We start from the raw sequence: 12,565 nt of genomic DNA on the forward strand, positions 1-12,565 counted from the left end.
CAGAATATGAATATCATCGTATGTATGAAACAAATCCCGGACACATCTGAAATTAAAATTGATCCGGAGACAAATACACTGATCCGTGCCGGCGTACCGAGCATCGTAAATCCATATGACAAAAACGCGCTGGAAGCGGCAGTCCAGTTAAAAGAACAGCACGGAGGAACTGTGACCGTAATCAGCATGGGACCGCCCGCTGCGAAAGAAGCGTTAAAAGAGTGTCTCTCCCTGGGTGCAGACCGGGCATTTCTCATCACAGACCGGGCGTTCGGCGGATCCGACACCTATGCCACCAGTTATATCCTGGCGTCTTCTATCCAGCATATCGGTGATTATGATCTGATCATCTGCGGGATGCAGGCCATGGACGGGGATACCGGGCAGACCGGCGCCAGCATGAGTGAACATCTGGGAATCCCGCAGCTTACTTATGCCGTCAAAATAGAGGTTGCGGATGATACCGTAACCGTACACCGGGAAACAGATGACGGTGTGATGGTAATTTCCACCAAGCTTCCCGCTCTGTGCACTGTCGGAAAAGATATCAACGAACCCCGGACCGCTACCATGAAGAGTAAGATGCGGGCCAATAAAATAGACATCGCGGAAATCCATGTGGATGACATGCCCGACATTGACCGGGAAAAGATCGGCCTGAAAGGTTCTCCTACCCGGGTTAAGAAAACTTATACGCCAACGATTAAGAAATCGGGTAAAAAATTAGAAGGATTAAGCTGCGATGAAGCCGTGGAAGCCCTTGCCGGTTTCCTGACGGAAAAGAAAATCCTGAAAGGAGAATTGGTATGAGCTTTCCGGAATATAAAAATGTATGGGTATTTATGGAAACTTTTGAAGATGAACCGAAGAACGTAGGCATGGAACTGCTGGGACAGGCGAAACAGCTGGCGGATAAACTCCAGGAAAAAGTAGGCGCCGTGGTAATCTGTGAAAACCCGGACAAGGCGGTCCAGGCCGCCGGAGAATACGGTGCGGATGAGATCTACGTGGTATCCGGGGAGCAGTACCGGCATTTCAATACGGAGACTTATTCTTATGCTTTAACCGAACTGATTCAAAAGCATAAACCTTCCGCTATTTTAATCGGAGCCACCCACAATGGCCGTGATTTAGGTTCCAGAACCGCCGTTCGCGTACATACCGGATTAACTGCCGACTGTACCGGACTGGACATCGATCAGGAATCGGGAAATGTAGCTTACACACGTCCGGCCTTCGGAGGCAATCTGATGGCAACGATCCTGTGCGCCAGCACCAGACCCCAGATGGGAACCATCCGTCCCGGCGCTTTCAAGAAGGGAATCCCCGAGATCGGCAGAAAAGGCCATGTGAATCCAGAAGAGATTCATGTGCCTGAGGAAAGCATCGTTACCAAACTGCTGGACTTCATTAAAGTAGAACAGGTCGGCGGCCTTCAGCTGGAAGACGCTGAGATCGTGGTATCCGGCGGAAGAGGTTTGGGAAAACCGGAGAATTTCAAGGTAATCGAAGAACTGGCCAATGCCCTGGGCGGAGCCGTAGGCGCTTCCCGTGCCGCCGTAGACGCAGGCTGGATTCCTCACGTACAGCAGGTTGGCCAGACAGGCAAAACCATTTCTCCGAAACTATACATTGCCTGCGGTATCTCCGGAGCCATTCAGCATCTGGCCGGAATGAATTCCTCAGAGTTTATCATCGCCATCAACAAGGACCCGGAAGCACCGATTTTTAACGCTGCGGACATCGGCATCGTGGGAGATCTCTTTGAGGTCGTACCGGCGCTGACCAAAAAAATCCTGGAGTTAAAAAAATAAAAAATTGACTTCACCCTCCTATCGTTAGATCCTATATAGAGAGTGCTGCCCGCACTCCCAAAGCCCTCTGCCCTTTCCTTTGGATTGGGTGGGGGGTTTTCCATTACAGGAATACGTGGGGCTGGTCAAAAACCAGGGCGCAGTAAAAAACTCTCTACATTTGATTTATAAATAACCAGAAAAATAAGACTTCCGGGAATAAATGTGCTAAAATGAATGTAATATTTTGTATAAATCAACCGGGGGATATCCTAATGACGCCGTCGAAATCCAAAGTACGTAAGAAAGCCTTAATCATTACTGTTATCGTCATTGTCATCGACATAGCCGCTATATTATTAGTTCGAAATAAAGAGATCCTTTTTATCCGGAATAGTTTATCGGAACATTCCCAGGATACCAAAGCATAAATTGGTTTCCACTCTGCTGGAAATAGAAGGGGAAACCTACGACGGTCTGTATATGTACTATCAGGATCGTTATCTGTACAGTTGGGACACCCCCTATTCGGTGTACGAGTATTCCGGTTACAGGGCAACAGATCGACCATGGTATAAAGATGCGGCTGCCGGAAACGGTGATATCGTTTTTACCCCGCCCTATATGAGTTATGCGAATCACTATATCCTGACTACGATCTCCCAGCTCCAGCCGGACGGAGAAACGGTATTTGCCTATGACATCAAGATGGGGGATATACAGACCCTGGTCTCCTCTATGGATTATTTCGCTGACGAACAAATCATTATATTTGACCGTAACGGCACTGTTATCGGCAGTACGGATTCCGATTATCTGGGCGGTAATTTTTCCGCTTCACTAGAGGAAACGGCGCAGACGGTTTCAGATGCGGAAACCGAACTGGAAACGGCAGATCCGGCGCAGACGGAGAATATTGGGAAGCTTAAAGACGCGCTTACTTCCGCATCCGCCTTTTATGAATTTCGGCAAAAGTTTGATTCTGCCTTTGACCGTTTGAAGGATTCTGAAGATCATATGGTTTCTTATTATATGAACGGTACCAAATACTACGGATATCTGCTTTCCCAGGAGGATTTCAGCTTTTTGGTGTTTGTGCCGGTTGTGTCGGTGCTTAAGGGATCCCTGAATATTTGGCTGGTTCCTCTGCTCTTGATAGAATTAATATTGATCTATGTTCTGGGGCGTATCGTCAAGGAACAAAAAAACCGGGAACTGAAAGCCGCTTATGTACAACTGGGCCAGACACAAAGGCGATTGGAAATCGCGTTATCCGCAGCGCAAAAGGCCGCAGCCGTGGATGAGCTCACCGGTATGATGAACTAACCGGTCTTTCAAAAAAGAACTGACAGATACGCTGGGTTCCATGGGCCCGGATGAACACGGTATTCTGATTATGATAGATGGCGATCATTTTAAGGACATCAATGACACTTACGGTCATAATACTGGTGACGAAGTGATCAAATTGACGGCTCAGATGATCGTTGGCCGGATCCGGACGATAGATATCGCGTCTCGCCTGCACGGCGATGAATTTGCCATATTTGTATCAGCTACCGAAGATTATTCGGTGGCCAAACGAATCATGGAGGATATTAACAGTACATTGGAAAAAGAAGCCCTGAAGCGGAACATGCCCACGATCACCCTGTCTGCCGGCGCTGTAGCCGCGCGGCACGGTGATACTTATACCGCTCTTTCCAAAGCCGCAGATGCGGTATTATATAAGGCGAAAGAGACGCATAACGGAGGATTTGCTTATAAATAGTTGCACACCGGAGAGGCTTATTATTTTACCCCTGACTCAGTTGTGGTAAAATGATAGATAGAATATATAGCAGTAACCGGAAAGGAGAAATATTATGAGGAATGTAGTAGTAACCGGCGGAAGCCAGGGGATCGGAAAAGCAACGGTAAAGGCGTTTCTGGCAGAAGGCGACCGTGTTCTTTTTACCTCTCGTCACGCCGAACCCGCAGAAAAATTAATGGAGGAAATGAATTCTGACCGCCTCTTCTATCTGAATGGCGACAGTACTTCAGAGGATGGCTCCCAAGCTCTGGCGGAATATGCGAAGAAAACGTTGGGCGGCTGTGATGTTCTGGTGAACAACGCCGCGATCTTCATCGGCGGTGCCGTACATAATACAAGTATTGAGGACTTCGATAAGGTTTTTCAGGTGGATGTGCGCGGGGTATTTCTGTTGTGTAAAGCCTTTCTGCCTGAGATGATGGAGTGCAGATCCGGGAATATCGTTAATATCGCTTCCCTGGCAGGACTGGGCGGCGCCTACAATATGACGGCTTATTCCATGGCCAAAGCCGCTATAGTCAGCCTGACCAAGAATATGGCGATGGATTACGGATGCCTGGGCATCCGTGTGAATGGCATCTGCCCCAGCGCTACCCTGACGGAGATGTTCTTCACCGGAAATCCGCCGGAAGTGGTGGAAACTTTTAAAGCCAATAATCCCATGGGACGTCTGGGAAAACCAGAAGAGATCGCCGACGCAGTGGTGTATCTGGCTTCTGATAAGGCTTCCTATGTAAATGGGCAGCTTCTGAGCGTAGACGGAGGCCTGGCCTCCTGGAACCGCGAGGCAAAACAGGATCGCTGATTGACTGACTAACGGACCGCTCTCCATTTTACAAATGGAGAGCGGTTTTTCAAATACTAAGGGGGGACATGTCCATTCCGGTTTGGGACATGTCCGTTTCAGTTTGGGACATGTCCGTTTTTTGTGTCCGTTTTTGTTACGAAGATGAGATTATTCTATCTCAGGCCTTTGAACGTTTTTTCTTTACAACGATGCCGCCTGCCGCTAAGGCCGCCATTCCAACCAGCAGAAGTACATATGGTATCACAGGAGCTTCATCGCCTGTCTGCGGCGCATGGGCGTTGGAATCCGAATCGTTACTCTGTGTCGTATCAGGCTTCTGGTTATCCTCAATCTTTGGCTGATCCGGTTTACGTGTAGGAACAGGTTCCCCGGTAGGATCAGGTGCAGCGGAAGGTTCCGGTGACCCGGAGGGGTTCGGCGCGGGCGATACGATCGGTGTAGGAGTGGGTTCCGGAGTAGGTTCCGGATCCGGTTCGGTATCCGTAGCGGGTGTTGTATATACCGTCACGCTCTGTAGATCCCGGATATCACCCTCAAACCGGATGTATCGTCCATTTACTTTTGAAGTAGAAATATCGTAGCTGCTCCCTCTGCCGTCCAGGGCCTGATAAATTCTGCGCCATACTTCTCCGTCTTTTGATACGGAAACGGTAAAGTTCCTGGCCGTTTCCCCTGCGAAATTGGCGGTCATGGTCTTAAAACTCTTAATCGACCCAAGGTCTGCGATGCCTTCTGCTACCGTCAGGTCTTCTTTCTGTGCATCGTTATTCTGCTTAATCTGTACCAGGTTCAGGAAATTCAGATCCACGTCTTCCCTGGAGAGCTCAAACCGGATATAGCGGGTGTCCAGGTTTTCCGCAAGGTCTGCGGCCGCGCGGGTCTTTCCTCTCATATCCAGAGCAGCAGCCTCAGTCCAGTTGTCATTTCCGGAAGAGATCAGAACTCTTACGGTATCCGGGAACAAGAAGCGGAAGTTTAAGTCATCCAGCGCGATCCATCCCTGTTTTTGCTCCGTGCTTCCATCTACCGCCTCAAATATTACGTTCTTGCCCTGATAGCCTTCTGCTGTCATTGTAAGCATCACAAAATTATCGTCCTCAGGCGGTACAGCGCGGGCAATCTCTTCTCCCGCTTCATTCAGAAGCCTGAAGTAGTTATTCCCGTTTACGCCATAGCCGGCGGCCAGGAAGCTGATGGTATCGTTCTCCATTACGAACGGCTCCGAAGTAAGCGTACCGGTCTTGTCCGTTCCGCCAGCGGCGGAATCTGCCCAACCCTCACCTCTGGCACCGGTGCAGTCCGTGTCCTGAGATGCCGTTACCGGCGCAGCGCCGAAGGCATCACCGGTCATATTCCAGGAAACAAATGTGCCGTTCTCAAAGTTAAAATTATATTCCTGACGGATACTGTCCAGCGCCATCCATGCATAACCGGTTCCGCTGTCTCCGTCTACCATCCGGAATCGCACGGTCTGTCCCATCAGCTCCGATACATCCCAGTATTGCCGGATGAATTGGTTCAGGGGCTGAGAACTCTGTCCGGGAGGGGTGGCCATCCGCAGCTGTGTTCCATCCGCACCAATCAGCTCATAGTAGTTTTTGGCCGGGTCCCATCCGTTCTGCCCGTTCCAGCCGCAGGCCAGGAAGGAAAGGAAGGGTTTCTCGATGACAAATTCTTTTGATGTCAGGGTTCCGGTCTTGTCTTCTCCGCCCACATTGGAGTCCGCCCAGTAGACACCGTTATCGTCTCCCATAGGTCTTCCAAGTTTCGAAGAGTTGGCCTGGGCGGGGAATGCGTTTCCGCTTCTCTCCCAGCCATCGTAGGTACCGGATTCAAAGGACCAGTAGTCGTCCTCCGGCGCATCTTTATAATTATAGGTAAAAAGTTCATGGAAGCCAATCCAGCCATTCTCAGCGGAATCCATACCATCCACGGCCTCAAAATACACCTGCTGCCCTTTCAGGGCGGACACATCCCAGGTCACCAGCTTTTGATCTCCGCTGTCGGATGGATACGCAGTCCGCAATATATTTCCGGTCACATCCTTCAGGTAATAAGCATTATAACCGCCGGCCTCCGGTTCACTGTCAAATTTATCCCCGGTCAGTATGATATCGTCTACCGCAATCCAGTCAAATCCGCCGCCATACACTGCCGCCTCTTCCTTGCCAACTGCGTCGACCATCTCAAAGTAAACTTCACGGCCGGCATACTCGTTGACATCCCAGCTGTAGGTCATGAATTTATCACTGTCACCCAGTCTGTTTTCGGGTACCTGTTCAATCAGGATCTCATCTGTTGCCGCGTCCTTCAGGTAAAAGCGATTGTTCAGCTGATAGGGCCAATCTCCGGCCGAATACGCAGTACCGTTCCACCCGGCGCCTTTAAAGGTCAGGAACGGCCGTTCTACGATAAAGTTATTTGTCCGCAGAGTCCCTTTGTTTTCACCGCTGACTGCAGCGGAGTATGCGTAGTATCCGGTACCGTTTGGTACTCCCGAAGTGGATGGAGCATCGCCGAATACGGTTGTGTCAATATTTACCGTCTGGCTCCAGGTCCCATCTTCGAAATCAGCGATTACCGTCACATTTTCATTGGCCGAACCGCGGGAGGTATCGGCACTGCCGGCATCCGGATCCGTCTGTCTCAGATTCGCCATTCCAAACCATCCAAACCCTCCGGCAATAGCATCCGACATTTCAAAATAGACTTCTCTGCCCTGATAAGTGCTGACATCCATGACATGCTCCCGGAAATCCTCGAAAGTCACGCCTTCCCTTCCGAACACATTCACAGGCTGCTCTTCTATAAGCACATCACCCGTCTGCGCATCCACCAGCCGGAAGACATTGCCGCCGCCAGCCGCGTAATCGGTCCATTTATCAGGATCATATGCCGGTCCGCAATATCCCATATCAAGGAAAGTCAATTGCTTTCGCTCGATAATAAACGTTTTTGTTCTCAGTGAACCGGTCGTCTTCTCGTCTATGGCGCCGGAAGTAGCAAAATAACCATCCCATCCTTTATCACTCGCTCCGGAAGCTGGTACGTCACCGAACACTGCGGTATCCACGCTCTCAAGCTCACTCCAGTCTCCGTCTGCAAAATCCGCCACGACGATTGGCTCCTCTGTCTGAGGAGGCTCAGGTGTCTGCGTGGGCTCAGGCGTTTGAGACGGTTCCTCTTCGCCCTTCGAAGGCTTAACGCCTGCATATCCTGTCCCGTAGAAACCGAGCACATTATCCTCGATTGTGAACAGCTTACTGGAGATCTTGCCGACCCCTGTGCTGTCCGCCCGGGAAGAGGCAGTTAATTCCCCATCCTCTGAAACAGGAGCGTTACCAAAAGCACTGCCGCTGACCGTCCATTCCGGCGCGAACCCGCCTTCCTTAAACTGTATTGATTCAACCTTATTCTCAGCGTCCAGAATCACGCTTTCTACCGCGAAATCATATCCCAAATCCATGGTAATGATCGTCTTGCCATTTTCTCTGGTAATGACCGCGGAACCGGATATTTCCCCGGAAGCGGAATCTGAATAGACGAAGGCTTTTCCTTCCTCGAATTTATGATAAATCAGTTCATCCTTCTTCCAGTTCAGATCAATTACCGCTTCTTTTCCGTCCAGAGAGCCATCCTGTTCAATAATGAGCAGATCGCTGTCCTTCGTATTCTCATTCCTGGAAACCTCCAGTACACGCCGTCCGGACAGCTGATCCAGGCCGGCATCCACCACATGGAATTTCAAAGGGTCGTAGGTCACGGTCCGGGTGATGCCTCTGGAATCCGCATAATCCGCCAGAATCTTACTCATGAAGCCATCCTGGAACATCTCGGTGTTGGCAATGGGAACTGTGCAGAACAGTACGCTGCCTTCCCCCACTTTCCACTCACACATGACGATGTTGCCGGCCTCATCAACAAGCACCGGTACCGCGCCGTCTGTCAGCCGGCTGAACGCCTTTTTCTGTACGGGGTCCTCACACTCATAGCCGGCCTGGGCGCCTTTCGACACCGATTTCAGCCATTCCGGCGCGTCCTTGGAAACCTCCACTTTACTGCCGGTAAAGTTCGTTACCTGAGCGCCTCCGGAAAGCCCCATCATCCACTCTTCTACGGAATCTCCACCCTCCAGCCTGCCGGTGGTGGTGTTAAAGCTGTAATTAAAGCAGTCTTTTCCAAATCCCGCGAAAGCTCCGCCTTCCTCTATCCACTGCTTGATCTGTGTTTCCGCCTCATTGGTGGTGAGCGCCACATCCATATTGGGCTCGATCAGCACTTTTTTGCCCGCAAGGGCGCCGTCCTGTACCGGAAAATCATCCAGGATCACCGGCGAGTTCAGATAGTGGGCCCAGTTGGCAAATGCCGCCCCGTACCACTGGATCCCATGCTCGGAATCAAACACATAGTTGTGATTGTTCTTGTTGTATCCCTGCCGGAACAGATTCGCATACCAGGGGTTGAACACGACCACGTCAGACTCGGCCCCTTCCGGATCGATAGCCAGTATTTTTTTCGCATTGTTTTTTGTATAGTGGTAGACATCGGTACCGCTGTACTCGCCGTCCTTATCCCACGAGCCGTTGCTGTACTCTGAGAAATCCGCTCCCAGCGAACAGTGGGCAAGGGTTCCGATCCCGCGGCTTAAGAAGTTGAAGCCGTTATCCAGCTGTTTTTTCTCATCCAGCTGTCCGGTATCGTCCATCGTTACGCCATCCATCTGATAAAAATCAGCGGTGGCCGAAAACTGGGCCGGACCGTATGACGCATCCAGATTACTGTTTCCGACGATAACATTATCATACTTGCTGAAATCTCTGACGATCTTACCCATGCTCTCCCCGGTCTCCATCGGGGCACTCTGATAACCGCCGTCGATCTCCACATGAATCGGCTTGTCCGATACGGAACGCATGGTGGTCATATACAGGTTGATAAAGTCATCCATGTATTGGATCTTCCATATCATAAGATCCGCCCACTCGGGTCTGTCATCCACTGCCTGCGCGTTGTTCCGTACCGGCTTGGGAACCACTACGCTGTCAAAATCCCCGTAGCTTGTATTCCAGGTGCTGTTCAGCTGTTCCACCGTCTTATATTTATCCTGAAGCCAGGAGCGGAATTTGTTCTGCGCGCCCTCGCTGTATACCGCCAGCCGTTCCGGGTTCGAGCCGGAATAGAATTCAATACCGCCGAACCAGCCTGGGCCCAGGATGGAATATGCGCGGATATGCGGATTGGAGTCGAAGTGCAGCATGGTCTGCTTCGCAATTTCAATCACTGCCTGGTTCTGGATATCATTAAAGAAATCCCTGTGTTTGACCACCCGGCCGTCCTCATCCACGATATCTGTGTAAAATTCCGGGAACGCCCTCTCCGAAAAGCCCTGGAAACCAAGCCAGATATCAAAACCATCATCGATAAATTTCCCGAAGATCCAGTCTGCATATTCCCAGGAATAATTGTCCGGGTTGCTGACATATTCCATGACCTCGTCGTTGGTCAGCCCATCCGGGAATTTACCGTCGTCAATCAGGTCCGGCAGGATATTGATGCCAGGGCTCGCCGGATCGGATATGCTCACACACAGGTTCACCATCTGCTGCCCCTGCCGGTGCAGAGCCTCCAGACCCTTATCGCCAAAATTCCCCATATCCGGAAATCCCGCCAAAACCCCCACACGGTGCGGCAGAATATCCGGAAACGCAGTCAGTTCGTTTACCGCGCAGATCTCCTGAAAAGAATCCCTGATTACCAGACGCAGATAACGGGCGTCCACCGCATTCCACTGGGCAAAGATCGTCCGGCTGCTCTCAACCGTCTTGTCAAAAACCTTTACGAAGTTTTGTCCATCCGATGAGGCCTGGATCTCGTAGGACTTCGGGCCCTGGTTCCCGGTCACTGCGGCCTCCAGGACTCCCACCTTTACAGTTTTCCCGAAATCCAGCTGCAGCCATTGGCTGGCAGAGGCCGTCGGCTTCTGCTCCGGCACCCAGTTATTGTCCGCCTCGTTGTGTATCCCGTCAATTACCAGCTCCGGTCCATGACCGTCCCTGGCGGACGACGCTGTAACCGCTGCTGCCGGAATATTCGCTTCCTCGTAATTCGCAGCCGGTTCTTCCGCCTTTGCGTTCATACGCAGCGGCTGTGACGTAACTGTCAGGGCCAGCGCCAGGATCAGGGTGATTCCTTTTGTCAAATATTTCTTCCTCACTGTTTCATACCTCCGTTTGCTTTCATCTCCGTTCCCATTGGAAATGAAATTTACTTCCCCATATAAAGTGTCTCAGTCTGCCGTATAGCCTGCGGCATATTGCAGGACTGCCTCCAGGTTGATCCCGCTTTCCCACGGACGATACCGCGTGCCGTCCGGCTTTCTGCCGTAGTAGTATTCGGCCCACCCGCCGACGGAATCCAATTGCTCCAACACCTCCCTATATATTGTTTCAGCCTGAGGCATATTTCGTCTGCCCAGGGCGTACAGCAGCATTCCTTTATCATAGCCCACGGTCCGGCTCTCTTGCTCCGGGTAGGAGCAGATAAATTCTTCAATCATCCGTCTTTCTTCCCCAGGGCCAAAAATCGAGCTTCCCAGGTAAACCGGCGTCAGCTTTACGGACGGTATCCGGTAGATCCGTTGGAGAGGCTTCACCTCTGTAGGGGAGCCGTAGCAGTCCCGGCACAGATAATAGCCGCTGATATCCAGTTCGTTCCAGCCAAATTTTCCGCATTTCTGGCAGACACCGTGCAGGAATCTTTGCTGGTCGTTCTCATCGGCGAACGGCCGGTTGGTGATCAGATCCCCGTTTTTATAGAATCGCTCCTTATACTGGGTCTTTACCATATGGTAGAGCTCCTGCTGCGCATAGAGCATCGGGCTCCCCCACAATCCGCCTTTTCCCACGAACTTAAGCAGCCGTTCTCCTGCGGTAAGGAACAGAAGCGTCGACTCGGCCGAACCTTCACATAAGACGGTACGCGGCAAAATCCCCCCCGCCACATAGGTCTCATCTCCGTTGAACGGGAGCATATTCTCCTTCAGCTCTTCGACCTGGGCAAACCAGGCCCATTCTAACATGGGCATGATCCTGATCAGGAAATCCTTGTCCTGGCTGGCATTGTAGTAATCAAAAGCCTGGATAATCAGATAGCCGGTTATCTCCACATTGTCATTTTCATGGATGTGAAAATGGTGACTATCTCCCATGGTCTGCGCGTTATGTATTTTGCCGTATTTTTCAAAAATCCTGAAATAATATTCCAGGATCTTTTTTGCTTCTTTTCTATATCCCAGCTTCAGCAGGCACCGGGATGCACCGTATTGATCCCGCACATAGGCCAGATGATAGTTGTGTCCGGCCAGGATTCCCCCTTCCCGGGACTGCTGTGTCTTAATAAGGACGGATACGTCATCCACCGCACTTAACACTTTTTCCCGCAAAGGCAGGTTCTGCGGCAGCTTCTTTTCGAAATCCTTTCTCCGTGCGCTGAACTCTCTCCAGCAGGTACGCACTTTATCCAGCAGCTTCTCCGGCTTCTGGTGCAGGACCCACTCCGCGTTTTCGACGCAGGCCGGATAGTCTTCCCCTCCCACGCAGTAAATCACACTATGCCCCGGCTGTGCATGTACCGTCAGGTTATCGTCCATGGCAATATTTCCGCGCATCATCACCTGATGTACGATATCCCGGCAGCTGGGATAAGGGACGTGCTCATAGACCGAAATACCCGCGTCCGCGTATGCCATAAAACCTGCACAGACTTTCTGCCTCCCGAATCGTTTTCCATTGATACTGACCTGCCAGTTCTTTTCCATATCGATCCGCAGGTCCACCGGCTCCAGCAGTTCCACCAGCCTCAGAAAACAAGGGCTGCCCTCAATGGTAAAGTCTATCATTTCACCGATCTGCTTCCCGCGAAGGATCAGCTTGTGATGCCACACCGCGGTCTGCGGCTCTCTCTGGGATATCACAAACAATCCGTCCTCGGCACACAGCGAGAACTGCATATAGGAAGGCGAGCTGTAGGGGGGGCCAAAGATCTGTATGATATTCGGTCCCTGCTCATATACGGCCAGCATTCCATTACCGATACAGTGAATACTGCCGTCGTTTTGATAATATGCCTGATTCATCCTCATTTCCCCCGCTC

General features: G+C 51.1%; 8 protein-coding genes. 6 read left to right on the top strand and 2 right to left on the bottom strand.

The features are described 5' to 3' along the window. The first annotated feature begins 6 nt into the window (after positions 1 to 6). The 6 genes from KTH90_RS09540 (at position 7) to KTH90_RS09565 (ending at position 4,411) form a co-directional block, all read left to right on the top strand. Positions 7 to 810: an electron transfer flavoprotein subunit beta/FixA family protein gene (locus tag KTH90_RS09540; protein ID WP_158351148.1), complete on the top strand. Its 804-nt coding sequence runs from the start codon at positions 7 to 9 to the stop codon at positions 808 to 810. Next, positions 807 to 1,814 carry an electron transfer flavoprotein subunit alpha/FixB family protein gene (locus tag KTH90_RS09545; RefSeq protein ID WP_158351149.1) on the top strand — a complete coding sequence of 336 codons (1,008 nt, stop codon included), beginning with the start codon at positions 807 to 809 and terminating at the stop codon, positions 1,812 to 1,814. Before KTH90_RS09540 ends, KTH90_RS09545 begins: the two co-directional genes overlap by 4 nt. 254 nt (positions 1,815 to 2,068) lie before the next feature. Continuing rightward, a complete protein-coding gene (locus tag KTH90_RS09550; protein WP_238726696.1) occupies positions 2,069 to 2,224 on the top strand; it encodes a hypothetical protein in 156 nt (51 codons plus the stop codon). 1 nt (position 2,225) lies between these two features. Then, positions 2,226 to 3,119 carry a cache domain-containing protein gene (locus KTH90_RS09555; RefSeq protein WP_238726697.1) on the top strand — a complete coding sequence of 298 codons (894 nt, stop codon included), beginning with the start codon at positions 2,226 to 2,228 and terminating at the stop codon, positions 3,117 to 3,119. Positions 3,120 to 3,159: 40 nt separating this feature from the next. Then, the gene (locus KTH90_RS09560) at positions 3,160 to 3,564 is read left to right on the top strand and encodes a GGDEF domain-containing protein (RefSeq protein ID WP_158351151.1); all 405 of its coding nucleotides are present in this window, start codon (positions 3,160 to 3,162) and stop codon (positions 3,562 to 3,564) included. A 94-nt stretch (positions 3,565 to 3,658) separates the two neighbouring features. Beyond that, positions 3,659 to 4,411 carry an SDR family NAD(P)-dependent oxidoreductase gene (locus KTH90_RS09565; RefSeq protein ID WP_158351152.1) on the top strand — a complete coding sequence of 251 codons (753 nt, stop codon included), beginning with the start codon at positions 3,659 to 3,661 and terminating at the stop codon, positions 4,409 to 4,411. Positions 4,412 to 4,571: 160 nt separating this feature from the next. Here the strand turns inward: KTH90_RS09565 and KTH90_RS09570 are convergent, their stop codons facing one another. Further along, complete coding sequence (locus KTH90_RS09570; protein ID WP_158351153.1) at positions 4,572 to 10,628, bottom strand: discoidin domain-containing protein; 6,057 nt, start codon at positions 10,626 to 10,628, stop codon at positions 4,572 to 4,574. A gap of 72 nt (positions 10,629 to 10,700) precedes the next feature. After that, the gene (locus KTH90_RS09575) at positions 10,701 to 12,548 is read right to left on the bottom strand and encodes a glycoside hydrolase family 15 protein (RefSeq protein WP_158351154.1); all 1,848 of its coding nucleotides are present in this window, start codon (positions 12,546 to 12,548) and stop codon (positions 10,701 to 10,703) included. Positions 12,549 to 12,565: the final 17 nt, after the last annotated feature.

This window comes from Diplocloster modestus (assembly GCF_019042245.1).
Lineage (GTDB): Bacteria > Bacillota > Clostridia > Lachnospirales > Lachnospiraceae > Diplocloster > Diplocloster modestus.

Coding starts and splice junctions, on each gene's coding strand:
- KTH90_RS09540 (WP_158351148.1), top strand. CDS start 7: ATGAATATCATCGTATGTATGAAACAAATCCCGGACACATCTGAAATT.
- KTH90_RS09545 (WP_158351149.1), top strand. CDS start 807: ATGAGCTTTCCGGAATATAAAAATGTATGGGTATTTATGGAAACTTTT.
- KTH90_RS09550 (WP_238726696.1), top strand. CDS start 2,069: ATGACGCCGTCGAAATCCAAAGTACGTAAGAAAGCCTTAATCATTACT.
- KTH90_RS09560 (WP_158351151.1), top strand. CDS start 3,160: ATGGGCCCGGATGAACACGGTATTCTGATTATGATAGATGGCGATCAT.
- KTH90_RS09565 (WP_158351152.1), top strand. CDS start 3,659: ATGAGGAATGTAGTAGTAACCGGCGGAAGCCAGGGGATCGGAAAAGCA.
- KTH90_RS09575 (WP_158351154.1), bottom strand. CDS start 12,548: ATGAATCAGGCATATTATCAAAACGACGGCAGTATTCACTGTATCGGT.